The organism is Comamonas odontotermitis, from assembly GCF_014207855.1.
Lineage (GTDB): Bacteria > Pseudomonadota > Gammaproteobacteria > Burkholderiales > Burkholderiaceae_C > Comamonas > Comamonas odontotermitis_A.
The window spans coordinates 88,449-104,912 of the sequence record NZ_JACHKZ010000010.1 but is presented as its reverse complement, the minus strand read 5'-3'; the positions used below and the strand labels follow the sequence as shown (position 1 = coordinate 104,912).

At 61.3% G+C, this 16,464-nt stretch carries 16 protein-coding genes; 7 read left to right on the top strand and 9 right to left on the bottom strand.

Annotated elements, in window-relative coordinates:
• Nucleotides 1-53 precede the first annotated feature (53 nt).
• Nucleotides 54-1,439, bottom strand: coding sequence for a cysteine--tRNA ligase (cysS, locus tag HNP33_RS10090; RefSeq protein ID WP_184707930.1), 1,386 nt, complete (start codon nucleotides 1,437-1,439; stop codon nucleotides 54-56).
• A 219-nt stretch (nucleotides 1,440-1,658) separates the two neighbouring features.
• On the opposite strand from cysS, the gene HNP33_RS10085 reads away from it, so the two are divergent.
• The 5 genes from HNP33_RS10085 to HNP33_RS10065 all read left to right on the top strand — a co-directional run bounded on the left by HNP33_RS10085 (nucleotide 1,659) and on the right by HNP33_RS10065 (nucleotide 5,276).
• Nucleotides 1,659-2,246, top strand: a complete 588-nt coding sequence (locus tag HNP33_RS10085; protein WP_184707927.1) for a tetratricopeptide repeat protein — start codon at nucleotides 1,659-1,661, stop codon at nucleotides 2,244-2,246.
• Between the two features lie 176 nt (nucleotides 2,247-2,422).
• Nucleotides 2,423-2,968, top strand: a complete 546-nt coding sequence (locus tag HNP33_RS10080) for a peptidylprolyl isomerase (protein WP_233464475.1) — start codon at nucleotides 2,423-2,425, stop codon at nucleotides 2,966-2,968.
• A 69-nt stretch (nucleotides 2,969-3,037) separates the two neighbouring features.
• Nucleotides 3,038-3,544, top strand: a complete 507-nt coding sequence (locus HNP33_RS10075; protein WP_184707922.1) for a peptidylprolyl isomerase — start codon at nucleotides 3,038-3,040, stop codon at nucleotides 3,542-3,544.
• Nucleotides 3,545-3,575: 31 nt separating this feature from the next.
• A complete protein-coding gene (locus tag HNP33_RS10070; RefSeq protein ID WP_184707920.1) occupies nucleotides 3,576-4,436 on the top strand; it encodes a UDP-2,3-diacylglucosamine diphosphatase in 861 nt (286 codons plus the stop codon).
• Nucleotides 4,437-4,439: 3 nt separating this feature from the next.
• The gene (locus tag HNP33_RS10065; RefSeq protein WP_184707917.1) at nucleotides 4,440-5,276 is read left to right on the top strand and encodes a zinc-dependent peptidase; all 837 of its coding nucleotides are present in this window, start codon (nucleotides 4,440-4,442) and stop codon (nucleotides 5,274-5,276) included.
• Nucleotides 5,277-5,293: 17 nt separating this feature from the next.
• On the opposite strand, the gene HNP33_RS10060 is transcribed toward HNP33_RS10065, so the two are convergent.
• The 5 genes from HNP33_RS10060 to HNP33_RS10040 form a co-directional block, all read right to left on the bottom strand.
• The gene (locus HNP33_RS10060; protein ID WP_184707915.1) at nucleotides 5,294-5,953 is read right to left on the bottom strand and encodes an alpha/beta hydrolase; all 660 of its coding nucleotides are present in this window, start codon (nucleotides 5,951-5,953) and stop codon (nucleotides 5,294-5,296) included.
• 111 nt (nucleotides 5,954-6,064) lie between these two features.
• On the bottom strand, nucleotides 6,065-6,628 hold the full coding sequence (locus HNP33_RS10055; RefSeq protein WP_221452043.1) for an NADPH-dependent FMN reductase: 564 nt from the start codon (nucleotides 6,626-6,628) through the stop codon (nucleotides 6,065-6,067).
• Nucleotides 6,629-6,727: 99 nt separating this feature from the next.
• Complete coding sequence (locus HNP33_RS10050) at nucleotides 6,728-8,377, bottom strand: ArnT family glycosyltransferase (protein WP_184707911.1); 1,650 nt, start codon at nucleotides 8,375-8,377, stop codon at nucleotides 6,728-6,730.
• A 3-nt stretch (nucleotides 8,378-8,380) separates the two neighbouring features.
• Entirely contained in the window at nucleotides 8,381-8,977 is a 597-nt protein-coding gene (locus HNP33_RS10045; protein WP_184707909.1) for a phosphatase PAP2 family protein, read from the bottom strand.
• A 131-nt stretch (nucleotides 8,978-9,108) separates the two neighbouring features.
• Nucleotides 9,109-9,828: an ABC transporter ATP-binding protein gene (locus tag HNP33_RS10040; RefSeq protein ID WP_233464468.1), complete on the bottom strand. Its 720-nt coding sequence runs from the start codon at nucleotides 9,826-9,828 to the stop codon at nucleotides 9,109-9,111.
• 82 nt (nucleotides 9,829-9,910) lie between these two features.
• On the opposite strand from HNP33_RS10040, the gene HNP33_RS10035 reads away from it, so the two are divergent.
• On the top strand, nucleotides 9,911-10,519 hold the full coding sequence (locus HNP33_RS10035) for an arylesterase (RefSeq protein WP_233464467.1): 609 nt from the start codon (nucleotides 9,911-9,913) through the stop codon (nucleotides 10,517-10,519).
• A gap of 66 nt (nucleotides 10,520-10,585) precedes the next feature.
• On the opposite strand, the gene HNP33_RS10030 is transcribed toward HNP33_RS10035, so the two are convergent.
• The 3 genes from HNP33_RS10030 to HNP33_RS10020 form a co-directional block, all read right to left on the bottom strand.
• A complete protein-coding gene (locus HNP33_RS10030) occupies nucleotides 10,586-11,833 on the bottom strand; it encodes a PLP-dependent transferase (protein WP_184707903.1) in 1,248 nt (415 codons plus the stop codon).
• A gap of 187 nt (nucleotides 11,834-12,020) precedes the next feature.
• Complete coding sequence (tadA, locus tag HNP33_RS10025; protein ID WP_184707900.1) at nucleotides 12,021-13,505, bottom strand: tRNA adenosine(34) deaminase TadA; 1,485 nt, start codon at nucleotides 13,503-13,505, stop codon at nucleotides 12,021-12,023.
• A 124-nt stretch (nucleotides 13,506-13,629) separates the two neighbouring features.
• Nucleotides 13,630-13,884, bottom strand: coding sequence for a hypothetical protein (locus tag HNP33_RS10020; RefSeq protein ID WP_184707897.1), 255 nt, complete (start codon nucleotides 13,882-13,884; stop codon nucleotides 13,630-13,632).
• Nucleotides 13,885-14,423: 539 nt separating this feature from the next.
• Between HNP33_RS10020 and HNP33_RS10015 the strand changes: the two genes are divergently transcribed.
• On the top strand, nucleotides 14,424-16,436 hold the full coding sequence (locus HNP33_RS10015) for a peptidase U32 family protein (protein ID WP_184707893.1): 2,013 nt from the start codon (nucleotides 14,424-14,426) through the stop codon (nucleotides 16,434-16,436).
• The last annotated feature ends 28 nt before the right edge of the window (nucleotides 16,437-16,464 follow it).

Genomic DNA, 16,464 nt, shown 5'->3' with positions numbered 1-16,464 from the left:
ACGCTTGCCAGCAGTATGCAAAGCAGCGTTTTTTCTCAAAATGCAGCAGTCCATCAAGAAACCGCCTGTACGACAGTCCAGGTCGTACCCTGGGCGGAATCCTTCAGCTCCACCCCTTGGGCCAGCAGGTCCGCCCGGATGCGATCCGACTCGGCATAGTTCTTGGCAGCCTTGGCAGCGGCGCGCAGTGCAATCTGCTCTTCGATGTAGGTGGCGTCCACCGTCGCACCTGCCTGCAGATAAGCCGCAGGGTCCGCCTGCAGCAGGCCCAGGATACCGCCCAATCTCTTGAGCAAGCCAGCCACCTCAGGAGATTTGCCGCGATTGACCTCGGCGGCCAACTCAAACAGCACGGCAACGGCTTCTGGCGTACCAAAATCCTCATTCATGGCTGCCTGGAAGCGCGCTGCATAGGCGTTGGCCCAATCGATCTGGATCTCTGCAGCAGGCACCAGGCTCAGCGCGGTGTACAGGCGCTTCAAGGCACTTCGAGCGTCGTCCAGGTGCACATTGCTGTAGTTCAGCGGGCTACGGTAGTGGCTGCGCACAATGAAGAAGCGCACCGTCTCGGCGTCGTATTCCTTGAGCACATCGCGAATGGTGAAGAAGTTGCCCAGCGACTTGGACATCTTCTCGTTATCCACGTTGATGAAGCCGTTGTGCATCCACAAGTTGGCCAGTGGCTTGCCATGCGCGCCTTCGCTCTGCGCAATCTCGTTCTCGTGGTGGGGGAACTGCAGATCCGCCCCGCCTCCGTGAATGTCAAAGGTCTCGCCCAACAATGCGCAACTCATGGCCGAGCATTCGATATGCCAGCCAGGGCGCCCCATGCCATAGCTGCTGGGCCACTTGGCCTCGTCGGGCTCGGCAGGCTTGGCGCTTTTCCATAGCACAAAGTCGAGCGGATCATCCTTGCCATCCTGCACGGCGACGCGCTCGCCCGCTTGCAGCTCATCCAGCGACTTGCCCGACAGCTTGCCGTAGCCAGGAAATTTGCGCACGGAGTAATTCACATCGCCGTTGCCTGCGCGGTAGGCCAGGCCTTTGCCTTCCAGCTGGCTGATGATGGAGAGCATCTGCGGCACGTACTCGGTCGCACGCGGCTCGTGCGTAGGACGCTCGATGCCCAGGGCGTCCGCATCCTGGTGCAGCGCCTCGATCATGCGATCGGTCAGGCTGCGGATGGTTTCGCCATTTTCGATCGCACGTTTGATGATCTTGTCCTCGATATCGGTGACATTGCGCACGTAGGTCACCTCGTATCCACTGGCACGCAACCAACGCTGCACCACATCAAACGCCACCATCGAACGCGCATGCCCCAGATGGCACAGGTCATACACGGTCATACCGCATACATACATGCGGACATGGCCCGGCTCCATCGGGGTAAAAGACTCCAGCGCACGCGATAGCGTGTTATAGATACGCAGACTCATGAAAAACTAGCGTGATAATGGTTGGAAAGATTGCAAGCGGCAATCCGTGGCGCCTTGCATAAGGCTCCTGGCCCGGCATTTTATGGTAGCCGATACCCATGTCTGTGCGGCAGCAAACCGTTGCCAGCGGCGGGCCAGGGGCGCGGCGCCCCTCAGCTACAATGCGCTGCAGTATAAGCCTGCAGGCTCCAGATTGCGCGCGCTCCGCGCTTGAAACCTATGAAGTTAGTCAGTTGCATTCCGTCCTTTGTGCTGCCCCGTGCTGCGGTCCTTGCGTTGGCCCTGTGTGGTGGATTCGCCCATGCCGACCAGTATTCGGCGGTAGAAAAGCTGATCCAGTCGGGCCAGTCTGCTCTGGCGCTGGAACAATTGGATGCCAAGATCAAGGATGCGCCACGTGACCCCCAATGGCGCTTTTTGCAGGGCCTCGCCCATATGAACGAGGGCCATGCGGCCCAGGCAACCGCCACCTTTGAAAAACTGGTGCAGGAATACCCCGAACTGCCCGAACCCTATAACAATCTCGCCGTGCTCTACGCGCAGGGCAACGAACTGGAAAAGGCCAGCCGCGCGCTGCAAGACGCCATCCGAGCCAACCCCAGCTACGCCACGGCCTACGAGAATCTGGGCGATATCTACATCCGCCTCGCAGAGAAGGCCTTGAGCCAGGCCGGTACGCTGGCGCCGGCAGAGCAGACGCGCCTGCAACCCAAGATCAGCGCACTGCGCCTCTTGGTGACGCGTGCGCAGCCAGCCAATGCAGCCGGAGCAATGGCGCCAGCGGCTACGCCAGCAACAAAAAAGTAGCTGCCCCCGCTTGAATCCTGCGTACATTGCCCTTATGTCGATGCAACGCAGGCCTGTTCAACCATGTTTGCATGGTGCTGCGTTGTCGGCGCCTGTAGCGTTCTTCACTGACCCTTGAAAGGATACAGATGCCCAACAAACGACAAACCCTCTCCATCATGGCCCGCGCAGGCGGCATGGTGTTGGCAAGCACGCTGTTCTTTGCCGGCCATGCGCAGGCTGCAGACAACCCCAAGGTGAAGATCGCCACCTCCATGGGCGACATCGTGGTCGAGCTGAATGCAGAAAAGGCCCCCAAGACCGTGGCCAATTTCGTGCAGTACGTCAATGACAAGTTCTATGACGGCACCGTTTTCCACCGGGTCATCAATGGTTTCATGATCCAGGGCGGCGGCTTCACGCCCGAGATGCAGCAAAAGCCTACGCGCGCTCCAATTCCGCTTGAGGCCTCAAACGGCCTGAAGAACGACACTTACACCATCGCCATGGCGCGCACCGGCAATCCAGATTCGGCTACCTCGCAGTTCTTCATCAACGTGAAGAACAATGACATGCTCAATGCACCGAGCCCTGATGGCCATGGCTATGCCGTATTTGGCAAGGTGATCAGCGGCACCGACGTGGTGGACAAGATCAAGGCCGTCGAAACCGGCAACGCGGGCCCGCACCAGAACGTCCCAAAAACTCCGGTCGTCATCAAATCGGCCACTATCGTCAAGTAACGTACAGGCTCGCACGGGCTGCGCCATGCAGCCTGTCCCCTCCTCCCTTTCTCTACAGGAAAACATACCATGAGCAACCCCCAAGTCGAACTGCACATCAAGGACTACGGCGTGATCACGCTGGAGCTGGACGCAGACAAGGCGCCCAAGTCCGCCGAGAACTTTCTGGCCTACGTCAAGAGCGGCCACTATGACGGCACGATCTTTCACCGTGTGATCAATGGCTTCATGATCCAGGGTGGCGGCTTTGCCTCTGGCATGGACCAGAAGCCCACACAGGCTCCTATCGAAAACGAAGCCAAGAACGGCCTGAAGAACGACCAGTACACGATTGCCATGGCCCGTACCAGCGATCCGCACTCGGCAACGGCCCAATTCTTCATCAACGTGGCCAAGAACGATTTCCTGAACCACACTTCGCCTACGCCCAGCGGCTGGGGCTATGCCGTGTTCGGCAAGGTGGTCAAGGGCAACGACCTGGTCGACAAGATGAAGGGCGTCAAAACAGGATCCAAGGGCATGCACCAGGATGTGCCCAAGGACGAAATCGTGATCGAAAAGGCCGTAGCCCTGTAATTCAGGACTCCGATCACATCACCAGGCTCGCATGGATAGTCCGACCCCATTGCCCTCCGCCAGCGCCGCAACAGTGCGAGCAGCGCTGGCGCAAACGGCTATCGGGCACCTGGTGGCGCCATCTTCATGGCGCAGTGTGGAGTTCATCTCCGACCTGCATCTGCAGCCCCAACTGCCCGCTACCCATGCCAGTTGGCAGCAATACCTGCAAGCCAGCACGGCAGATGCGATCTTTATGCTGGGCGATCTCTTTGAAGCCTGGGTAGGCGATGACGCACTCGATGAACCGGGTAGTTTTGAGGCCCAATGTGCTTCAATCCTTCACCAGGCAAGTGCCAAGCGCTCTCTTTTTTTCATTCACGGGAACCGCGATTTTCTGGTGGGCTCGCATTTTGCGCAGCGCTGCGGCGTGCAACTGCTGACAGATCCCACTTGCCTGAACTTTGCGGGCCAACGCTGGCTGCTGAGCCATGGCGACGCTCTGTGCGTGGATGATGCTGATTACCAGCGCTTTCGTACGCTGGCCCGCAGCCCTGCCTGGCAACAGCAACTGCTGGCCCAGCCTCTGGCGCAGCGGCGCCAATTGGCTGGCAGCATGCGCAGCGAGAGCGAAGCGCGAAAAATGCGTGAAATCATCACCGCCGATGTCGACCATGCCGCAGCGCTGGAATGGTTGCAGCGGGCGAGCGCCTCGACGCTGATCCATGGCCATACGCACCGACCTGCCGTTCACGCGCTGGACGACTCGCACAAGCGGATCGTACTGACCGATTGGGACACGGATCTGGAGCCTGCGCAGGCACGTGCCGAGGTGCTGCGTATCGATGCATCCGGCCTGCAACGCCTGCCTCTGGCAGATTATCTGGCACATCCGCCAGGGCTCCAACGCTAAGCCATGGCCTGGTGGCGACGCACCTGGTTGAAGTTGCGTGCACGGGTGCGGCCCGTGCCCGAGATTCCCTCATCGCTCTGGCTGCATGTGTTGCAGCGCCATCCCTTTTTGCAGGCCCTGTCGCTGGAAGAAAAATCCAAGCTGCGTGCGCTCAGTGCCCTGTTTCTGCACAACAAACAGTTCTCGGGAGCCAACGGTCTGGTGGTGGACGATCGCATGGCCTTGACCATCGCAGCGCAGGCCTGCGTGCCCCTGCTGTACCGTGGCGATGCCAGTCGGGCCATTGCACTCTACGATGACTTCGTCGGCATCGTGGTGCACCCCGGCACCATGGTGGCAACGCGCGACGTGCATGAAGGCGCGGGGCTGGTATCGCAGCGCCGCATGATGCTGGAGGGCGAGGCCATGGAACGCGGCCCAGTGACCCTGAGTTGGGCAGCCATCGATCAGAACCCCACTGCACAGGCCGAGCGCGGCACCAGCGTGGTGATCCACGAGTTCTGCCACAAGATCGACATGCGCAATGGTGGCGCAGACGGCTACCCTGCCCTGCCAGCCGGTTTTTTAGGCATCCAGGCCGCAGCAGAAGCGCGCAAGGCGTGGGAGCATACCTGGACCCAGGCCTTCGAACAATTTCGCCACGCCATCACCAAGGCGGAGCGTTTTGGTGAAACAGCGCCCTGGCTCGACGCTTATGGCGCCACAGCCCCTGCCGAGTTTTTTGCCGTGGCCTGCGAGGCTTTTTTTGTCAACCGCGGGCGCTTTGCGCACGAGTGGCCACAACTCGACCGCATGCTCGCGGGACTGTTTCATTGGCCGACACCGCCACTTCACCCATAAAAGCCTACACCCAAGGGCTACCCCTTGGCCAGCGAATGCAGCCACTGCATGCTGTCTCTCAGTTCCTCCGGATGCAGATTGTGCTGGCAAGGGTATTCGCGGTAGACCAAATCCACCGGGGTGGCCTGCAGACGTGCGCGAATGGCATGGGCCTGCTGCAAGGGAATGACGTTGTCAGCACTGCCATGGCTTACCCATGCCTGATGCCCGGCCAGCGCGGCTGCTGGCGCCTCTTCACCGGCAATCTCCGGCAGCAGGCGGCTGTGCCATACCAGAACCGCTTTGAGCAACGCGGGCTGCGTCAGCAGCACAGACAGCGACATGATGCCTCCTTGGCTGAAGCCTCCTACAACCACCCGCTCCGCGGGCACATCCAACTGAACGCAGGCTTCACGGCAGGTCTGCTCCACCAGCGCACGGCTGGCGCGCTCCTGCGCAACATCAATGATGCGGCTGCCATCAGGATTGACACCGAACTGGAACCAGGCGTACATCTGCGCAGCCATGGCATATGGCGCGCGCAAGCTCAGCACATGGAAGGATCGCGGCACCAAGTCTGCCAGCCCGAACAGATCCTGCTCGTTGCTGCCCACGCCGTGCATCAGCACCAGCAGCCAGGGTTGGGGTTCGGAAGGATCGGCAGCGCGGTACAAATGGGTGAGAGGCAAATTCAGCATGGCAGGAGTCCAGCAAACACAAAGTGTCCAAACAGTCGGTGCAGGTGCAAAAAGAAAAAGGCGGCTGCATCGTATCAGCAGCCACCGCGCATTCCTTGTAGGGGCAAGGGCCTACTTTTTCTGGTGCAGCGCCACCCAGGCCAGGAACTTGTCCATGTAGCTGCTCAGGAAATCCCTGCTCGCTGCGGCAACCTGCCCCTGTGCATCTACCAAACCCTCCGTCCAGCGGATGAAGCCCTCTGGCTGAGCCATGGCTGGCATATCCAGAAAGACCAGAATATTGCGCAAATGCTGCTGCGCCATCGCTGTACCAGGGCCGCCGGGCGAAGTACCGATGACACCGGCGGGAATGCCCGACCAGGCACTGGCTCCATAGGGTCGGCTGGCGCCATCGAGGGCATTTTTCAGGTACGCGGGCACGGAGCGGTTGTGCTCCGGCGTTACCAGCAAAATGCCATTTTTGCTGCGCACCTTGTCTTTGAAAGCCGTAAATGCAGCCGGATAGCTATCGGCATCACTGTCCCGGTTGTAAAACGGCAAAGCACTCAGATCGAGAAACTCGAAATCGGCCTTGTCTTTTGCGAGATTCACGAGGCCGTGCGCCAGTTGTAGATTGATCGATGCCTTGCTATTGCTGCCAACGATCACGCCGATTTTCAGTTTTTCCACGGTCATTCTCACTTTCCAGACATGCAGGGGATGAAGTCTTGTGGTTATACCCCTTGTTTGTGACCCGCCGTGTAGGCAAAAGCGAAAAGCATTGCCGCACGCATCTCAGTTGCTGACAGCCCTGCCCTGTAATCCGGTACAGGCCTGGCCCGCAGTCATCTGCCACACCCGCGTACTACCCAGGAGCAGCGCCGGAGCCTCGCCTTGCAAAGCTCGCCATTGGCGCTGCGCGGCTTCCGCCGTGCCAATGATCCACAAGTGCTGCCGCGGATGGGCACATGCATAAGCCTGCAGTGACTGTGCATCCAGCAGCACAGTGCTGCCTCGCTGCGGATCAAATTCGGCCGCATCCGTCAATTCCTTCTTCCAGTTGTCGGCCCCATGGCCGTCACCGGCCTGCCAGTTATCCACCACCAGAGGGGGCTGCATGGCGGGCAGGTAAAAGGGAACCTCGTAGTACAGATGCTCCAGCATCACCAACCGGTCTGCCGCCTGCACCGGCAAGGCGCGCAGAGTGCGCCACCGGGCCTTGGCAGGGACGGCCACGGTGCCCAACACCAGGCCCAGCGTCACACACAGCGCAGCTGCCACGCCTGCAACTGGTCGCCCATGCCGCTGCCAGCCAGCTGCCAGCACGACGCGTACCACGCCGTAGGCCAAGGGAGGCAATGCAGGCAGCACGTAGCCAACAATCTTGCTGTGGGGCACAGAGAAAAAAACCACCACCACCGCAAACCAGGCCAGCATCAACCGGTCCAGGCTACGGATCGCGGCGGATGGAGCCCCGGCAGTCAGGGCACCGTGCGCCGCTGTAGCAAGACTGACGATGTGGCCACCTGCCGCTCCTGGTTCACGCTTGTAGCAGCGCCAGCCGGCAGCCAGCGCCCAGCCAGTCCAGGGCAAGGCAGCCAATGCAATCACCGCGCCATAGAACCACCAGGGTTGCGGGTTGTTGAACGTGGTACCGGTGTAGCGCTGGAAGTGCTGCGTGACAAAGAAATAGTGAAAAAACCCGCCATGGCGCTGCTGCGCCATCCACACCCAGGGCCCCGCAATCAACAGCACCGGCACCCATGCAGTCCCATGCAGGGGCAACCACCACTGGCGCCAGCGCCTCTCCCACACGAGCCAAATCGCCCAAACCAGCCCAGGCAGCACCAGGGCGATGAGGCCTTTGGCCAAGAATCCCATTGCAGCCCATACGCCTGCGCCTGCCAACCAAACCATCCAGGGCCGCCGCCCCTCCCCTTTACCCGCCTGCAGCGTGGCGATGGCTGCGCAGCAGATGCAGGCGGTCAAGCATCCTGCCAGCAGCATATCCATATTGGCGTATTGCGCCGCCAGATAGACATAAGGCATGGTGACCAACACCACAGCCGCTGCAACAGCAACGGCCTGGCTCGCACAGCGCTTGAGCAAGGTAAACAAGGCCATGGCAGCCACCCAGGCCCCCAGCAAGGAAGGCAGGCGCGCCACCCATTCATGCACGCCAGCAACCTCAAAGCCCAGCGCCGCAAGCCAATAGTAAAGCGGAGGCTTGTGAAAGAAAGGCAGGCCATTGAGCGAAGGCGTTATCCAATCGCCGCTGCGCAGCATCTCCAAAGCGGCTACTGCGTAACGCCCTTCATCTGGATCGCTGAGTGGCCGCACCCAGGCCAGCGCCAGCAGCCAGACGCCAACCCACAAACCAACCCTGACCTCGGTGGCCCATGCAAAACGGGCAGGCGCCGCCCGCGCAGTGACGAGGCTGTGCATGCCCTACTCCGCCGCCGCAGGCACAGAGTGCTGCCCAAATGGTGCATGGTTCTGCCGCTCTTTGGCACCTTGCTCCAGCGTCGCAGGACTTGCATGGCGCCACGTCCATCCATAAATGCCCGCCACCATGAGCCCCAGGGCCGCACCAGCAGCGATGTCCAGCGGGAAATGCACTCCGCAGTACACCCGCCCCCAACTCACGGCCACACCGGCTGCCAGGATTGCCGCACCTGCAAGACGCAGCTGCCGCAGCCCCAGCAGGCAAAATCCGATGGTAAAGAGCGCACTGGCGTGGGCGCTGGGCAGGGATCCTCGAGCGGCATGGTCGATATAGGCAGGGCTGAGTCCCATGACAAATGGGCGAGGATGGCCTATCCACAGCGCCAGACGGTGCGCCAGCAATACGGCGGCAGCACAGCAGATGAGGCTGCCCATCACATAGAGGCGATTTGCCGGATGCTTCCACCAAATCCATACCAGCACAGCCGCTGCCAGCACCACGCCATAGGTGCCCAGCCACCGGGCAATCACCAGCGCCCAGGCTGTTGGCGTAACCCCACCGGCCATCCATGCAAACCATTGCAGATTTATCTCTTCCATTGCAACCCTCTGAGGCAGAAGGCCGCCCTGGATGGGCATTCACCCGGTAGCAGCGCTTTCCGCAGGAAGGCACTGTGGCGTCACGAACTTACCGATGTCTTAATGCAAGAAGCTTCTGGTGAAACACGTTTTTAGAGAGCCGTACTGCTGTCCTGCACCACGGCACCAGCCGCAATGGTGATGGCGCGGTTGCATTGCGCTGCAATGCTGCGGTCGTGGGTCACCATCATCAAGGTGGTACCAAACTCCCGGTTCAGATCCATGATCAGCCGCATCACCGCCTCGCCTGTGGCGAAATCCAGGCTTCCTGTCGGCTCGTCGGCCAGCAGCACTGCGGGCTCCACCACAAAGGCCCGCGCCAGCGCCACGCGCTGCTGCTCGCCACCCGAAAGCAGCTTGGGATAGTGCGACAACCGCTGACCCAGACCCACACGCTCCAGCATCTGGGCCGCCAGCTTGCGTGCATCGCGCCTGCCCGCCAACTCCAGCGGCAGCATCACATTCTCAATGGCCGTCAGATTGCCCATGAGCTGGAAGTTCTGAAATACAAAACCCATGCTGCGCGCGCGCAGTGCCGCCCGCGCGTCTTCATCCAGCGCGAACAGGTCTTCGCCGCCCACCCGTACCGTGCCCGTGGTCGGTGTATCGAGGCCCGCCAGCAAGGACAGCAAGGTGCTCTTGCCCGAGCCCGATGCACCTACGATGGCGACGGTTTCGCCCCGTGCGATACTAAAGTCCACATCATGCAGGATCGTCAAGGTGCCGGTGGAATCGGTGACCGATTTACCCAATCCGCGGGCCTCAAGCACCGCAGGGGCCCCCTGTGTCTGCGAAAGCAATGCGTCATTCATGAAAAACAGCTTCTCTCCATCCAATTGCGGCGCGCGCCTTGGCAGGCGGCATTTTGTCCGCACCATCGTAACGGCACCCTTGATGTCCTGGGCTGCTATGGGTTTTACAGTGGCAAGCGCCCAGCCATCTGCGCCAGCGACGATTCTGGTCGTCGGAGACTCCATCAGTGCGGAGTACGGCATCGCCCGCGGAAGCGGTTGGGTGGCGCTGCTGCAGAGCCGGCTCGCGCAGCAGAAGAGCCCTGCCTACCAGGTCGTGAATGCCAGCATCAGCGGAGATACGAGCTCCGGCGGCCGCGCTCGCCTGGCAGGTCTTCTCAAGCAGCACCAGCCAAAGATTGTGGTGATTGAGCTGGGTGCCAACGACGCCCTGCGCGGCCTGCCGCTTGCCAGCACACAGGCCAATCTGGCCGCCATGGTGGACAGCGCGCAGCAATCGGGCGCCAAGGTGCTGCTGCTGGGTATGCAGGTGCCACCCAACTATGGCGCCCGCTACACCGCCGATTTCGCCAAGGTCTTTACCACACTGGCTGCCGACAAGAAGACCGGGCTGGTACCCTTCTTGCTGCAAGGCGTGGCCGATGTACCCGACGCAGGCAAGAACTTTCAGGCCGACCGCATCCACCCGCTCGCCAGCGCCCACCCCACACTGCTGGCCAATGTGTGGCCGCAGTTGCAGAAGCTGATGTAGCGCGCGGAGCTGGTTTTTTTACCTCAAGAAACCTGAACAGCGGCGCTGCACCGCTTCACGCTGCATTCAGCCAAACGCCTTCTGCAGCGCCTGCGCCAAGTCTGCCTGCAGATCAGCCACATCTTCCAGGCCAATCGAGAAACGCACGACCGTGCCCGGCTTCAGGCTCTCTTCCGGCAGCGAACGCATGCTGCCGATCCTGTAGGGCACCACCAGGCTGATGGGGCCGCCCCAGCTATACGCCAGCTTGAACCAGCGCAGGCTTTCGCAGAACAGATCAATCTGCGATTGCGTGTAGCGCGGATCGATCACCACACTGAAGAGCCCTGCTGCGGCGCCTTCAAGCCCATGTGGCCCGGTTTTGCCTCCGCATTGCGCTTTCCAGTGCGCATGGCCCGGCGAGCCCGCCAAGGCAGGATGCAGCACCTGCACCACCGCCGCCTGCTGCGCCATGAAGCCTGCCAACTGGCGCGCTGCCGCGTCGTGCGCGTAGTAGCGCAATGACATGCTGGGCAGGCTGCGCAGAATGGTTTCCACATCATTGACGCCCACGCCAAAACCCATGTGCATGTGTGTGGCCTGCAGCCGGCGGTGGATGGCCGGATCACGCGAGGTGATGGCGCCCATCAGCACATCGCCGCCACCGCTGGGGTATTTGGTGAGTGCATGCGCCGAGATATCGACACCCAGGCGGTGAGAGCCGTCGCCGTCCAGATCGAACACATTGAAGGCAAGGCCCGCACCCCAGGTGTTGTCAATGGCGGTGGGAATAGCTTTTTCCTTGCACAGCTGCACCAGCGCTCGGAGATCGGGAAACTCCATGCTCACCGAACCCGCAGCCTCCAGCCAGACCAGACGGGTGTTGGGCTGGATCTGGCTGGCACAGTGCTCTACGCTCAACGGCTGGTAATAGCCCACGCTCACGCCATAACGCGCCAACTCGCTCTCGGCAAAGCCCTTGCTCGGGCCATAGACGTTGTCGGGCAGCAGCACATGGTCGCCCGCGCGGAGCATGGCAAGGCCCACCACAGAAATCGCGGCGAGGCCGCTTGTCACCAGCAGGCAGTGCTTGCCGCCTTCCAGCGCGGCAATGCGCTCTTCCAGAATGTAGGCGGTAGGCGTGCCATGCAAGCCGTAGGTGAAAGCGCTCTTGTCCTTCCAGTCCCAGCTGCGCATGGCCTGCACATTGGGGAAAAAGATGCTCGATGCCTTGAATACGCCCGGCTGAGGCGCGGAAAACGGGGCGGTCGGCTCGTAAGGGTGGTGGATCAGGTCAGTCAGCGCCGATGGCGCGGGTGTACGTGGCTCGGTCATGGCAAAACGTGTGGAAGCAAAAACAACGAGGGCTGCGCTTGCAAGGGCCTGCAACAGGCATCTTCATGCGAAGAATGCAATGCCCCAGCCCAATCTGCGCAAACCGCAACAACTTTGGTCAGCAGCCATTGTGCAGCAGGGCAAGCCCGATGGCACGCCCGGGCGGGCAAGCACAGTCACATTGTCATCACTGCTGCGGTGTGGAGCGGAAAAAAGCGGCGTGCTCCAGCAACGCCTGCGGATTTTGCAATGGCAGCCAATCCCCACCTGGACACAGGCGCGGGGCCGTATCCAATGCCGCCAGTGTTGGCCACGGCCACCATTGGGCGCTTTCTCCCACGCTCACCAGACTGGCATCCGGCAGATCCAAGGAGGCATTCATGCTGCCCGCCTCTGCGTCCACCCATGCCTGCGCATCGCGCGCCCAGGCGCGCAGCCCGGCGCGGTGCCCCTTGTCGGGGAACTGTGCCTGCCACTGTGCGATATCTGCACCAGGCAACCCATCCAATGCACTGCTCTGTAGTGCTTGCACTACATCCAAGGCAGGTTTGCGCTGCACCTGCTCCAACCATTGGCGATAGGCCGGTGTGGCGTGGCGCGGCAGTGCGGGGTTGATAAGCCACAGCCCCATGCGCGCGAGCGGCACACCGGCCTGCGCGAGCAATCGGTACAGGGCCAGACCCAGACGCGATGCATCGCCGTGCGCGGCAATCACCAGCTTTGCAGGGGCTGGCAGTGCATCGGGCAGCAGCTGTAAATGCTCTACCAACGCCTGCAGCACCGCCAGGTGCAAGGCGTCACTCACCGCCGCGTCCTTCTTGGGCCTGTCACTGCGGCCCAGGCCGATCCAGTCCGGCACGACCACGCGGTCTCCCTCGGCCGCCAATGCCTGGGCCAGCGGACGAAAAAGTCCCTGGGGGGCCGGACTGGCAGGCAGCATCAACCAGCGCATGGCAGCAGGTGCACCAGAGCCATTCGCATGGCTGTCTTTGACATGCAGGCGCAAACCCGCCAGCACAGGCCAATTACTATAAAAACAGGAGCTACCAGCGCAATCACAACCAGCACTGAATATCTTTTCATCCACACGAAGCGCATCATCGCGCAAAGGATGCGCGGCCCGGGCAGCCACTTGCTGGGCCTGCCTGCGCCCCGCGAAAAATCCGGTCAGCAAGGCAGCTGCGTCTTCGGCCAGAACCCCGGCTGTGGTTTGCGTGTGGTGGTTGAGCTGGGCATTGGCAAACAGATTGACCACCGAACCCGCCGCGCCGGTGCGGGGCTCGGCAGCGCCCCACACCACACGGGCCAGGCGCGCGTTCAGGATGGCCCCTGCGCACATGGCGCAAGGCTCCAGCGTCACATAGAGCGTGCAGCCTTCCAGCCGGTAGTTGCCCAGATGCTGCGCCGCATCGCGCAGCGCCTGGATTTCTGCATGGGCGCTGGGGTCGTGCAGCCCTACAGGCTGATTGCACCCACGGCCGATGATGACGCCGTCCCGCACCACAACAGCGCCCACCGGCACTTCGCCAGCTTGCGCAGCCGCCTGCGCCTGCTGCAGCGCCGCCCGCATCCAGTGCGTATCGTCTTCAAAATGGGGAATGGATGGATCCGCTGTCATGGATTGGAGGCCGGTGGACAGGCTTGCACCATGTCCATCACTCGAAATGGCCATGGCATCGATTGCCGTAGAACAAGCTTTAAGACACAAGGACATGACAGAAAGGGTTCAACGCCCACTGCATGCGCTCACAAAAAATAGCAATCATCAATTCCAGGGAACACGCAGAAGGCCATTTTCATTCGGCCTCTTTCACACGGTCTGCACCCTGCTGCAAAGCCTGGTTCAGTTCTGTCTGCACCTGCTGTTGAATCTGCTGGCTCTGCTCACGCACATTCTTGCTGGTATCAACCTGCGGCACCTTGACGCCTTCCACAGCAGGCGGAGAGCCTGCGGTGCCCGCACTGCGCGTGGCCTGCAGATTCTGTTTCATCAGGATGGCAACAATGGCCATGACCACCAAGATACCTACCAAACCAAAAACAGCGCGCATACATCCCTCTACAACCAGTTGTGATGGCGCGATTATCGCGCGGCAGGGCCTAAGAGCCTGTTCAAAGTCTCTACGCAGCCGCGTTGAGGCGCAATCGGGATGCGTTCGAAGCGATGTAGCGATGCTTGGGCTCATGCCCAAGCGAAATGCAGCGCGCAGAAATCGCCCGATTGCGCCCCAACCCGCAGGGACAGTAGCTTGGCGGGCGATCTACGTCGTTGCAGATCCTCGCAATAGCAATGCTATTGCTGCGCTACTTCGCCTCGTATCTCATCCCGCCAAGGTACTGTCGCGGCGCGAGGAGACTTTGAACAGGTTCTAACATCCTCAGCCCGGCGTCTGCACCTGCCATCAGCGAACCGCCCGCTCCCCGATGCCACACAACCTGCACCAAACGACAAACCGGTTAAAATTGACAAAAATCAACCACTTGCTTCACCCAGATAGCGCAGACACCCTGTTGCCCATGGCGGAAGGATCGCTGCGGCATTGGGCTGCGGGCCACTCCGCAGGCGCGAAGCAAGTATCATCGCGCCCCTATGTCCCTCTTGCCCCACCAGCTCGAACTGCTCTCTCCGGCCCGTGATGCCGATATCGGCATTGAAGCCGTCAACCATGGCGCCGATGCCGTCTACATCGGTGGCCCAGCCTTTGGCGCGCGTGCAACCGCAGGCAACGATATCCGTGAGCTGGAGCGACTGATCACCCACGCCCATCGCTTTGGCAGCCGCATCTTCATCACGCTCAACACCATTTTGCGCGACGACGAGCTGGAAGCCGCCCGCCAGATGGCCTGGCAGGTCTACAAGGCCGGGGCCGACGCGCTGATCATTCAGGACATGGGCCTGCTGGAGCTGGACCTGCCACCCATCCAGCTGCATGCGTCCACGCAGTCAGACATTCGCACCCCTGAAAAAGCCCGCTTTCTGCAGGACGCAGGCCTGTCGCAGATCGTGGTGGCGCGCGAGCTGGATCTGCGCCAGATTGCCGCCGTGCGAGCAGCCACCGATCCGGCGCGCACCACCATTGAATTCTTTGTGCACGGCGCGCTGTGCGTGGCCTATTCGGGCCAGTGCTTCATCAGCCACGCCCACACGGGCCGCAGCGCCAACCGTGGCGACTGCAACCAGGCCTGCCGCCTGCCCTATGAGGTGCTGGATGGCAGCGGCCGCATCATCGCCCACGAGAAACACGTGCTGTCGATGAAGGACAACAACCAGAGCGACAACCTGCGCGCATTGATTGACGCAGGCGTGCGCAGCTTCAAGATCGAGGGCCGCTACAAGGATATGGGCTATGTGAAGAACATCACCGCCCATTACCGCAAGCTGCTCGACGAAATCATCGAAGAGCGCGAGTTCTCCGACGCGCCGCTGGCACGCTCGTCCTCGGGACGCACCACCTTCAGCTTCGAGCCCGACCCGGACCAGAACTTCAACCGCGAGTTTACCGATTACTTCGTCAACGGCCGCAAGGATGACATCGGCGCCTTCGACACGCCCAAGACGCCGGGCCGTGCCATCGGCTGGGTCACGCAGGTGGGCCAGACAGGCGACAAGTGGTTCGAGCTGGAAGTGCGCGACAAGACCGCCGTGCTGCACAACGGCGACGGCCTGTGCTACTACGACCTGCAAAAGGAACTGGTGGGCGTGCACATCAACCGCGCCGAATGCGTCAGCGCCAAAAAGGGTATCTGGCGCGTGTTCCCCAAAAACGAGATTGCCGAGTTCAAGGACCTGCGCAAGGGCCTGGAGATCAACCGCAACCGCGACATGGACTGGGTCCGCACGCTGGACAAGAAATCCAGCGACCGTCGCATCGGCCTGTGGGCAGAGCTGCGCGAGACCGCCGACGGCTTTTCCCTGCAACTGACCGACGAGGACGGTTTTACCGGTAGCGCCGCCATTGCCCAAGCCCACCAGACGGCCACCGATGCCGCCAAGTCCGAGGCATCGTTGCGCGAGCAACTGGGCCGCTTTGGCGCCACCGTTTTCGCCGTACACGACATCAGCCTGCAGCTTTCGCAGCCCTGGTTCGTGCCAGCATCGGCGCTCAACCAACTGCGGCGCGATGCCGTGACCGCACTGGAGCAAGCGCGTGCCAAGGGCTTTGTGCGCCTGCCGCGCGCCAAACCCGTGGAGCCGCCCGCACCCTTCCCCGAAGACACCCTCACCTACCTCGCCAATGTGTTCAACCACAAGGCCCACGACTTCTACGTCAAGCATGGGGTGAAAGTGATCGACGCTGCCTACGAGAGCAAGGAAGAGGAAGGCGAGGTCTCGCTGATGATCACCAAACACTGCGTGCGCTTCTCGATGAGCCTGTGCCCCAAGCAGGCCAAGGGCGTGATCGGCGTCAAGGGCACCATCAAGGCCGAACCGCTGCAACTCATCAACGGCAAGGAAAAGCTCACGCTGCGCTTTGACTGCAAGCCCTGCGAGATGCATGTGGTGGGCAAGATGAAGAAATCGGTGATGAACCAGCACTTCAAGGAAATGCAAGAGTTTCCGATGCAGTTCTACCGCACGCGGCCTGCGGCAACACAGCCCTGAAAAGCGGGCTCACCATAAGAAAGAGCTG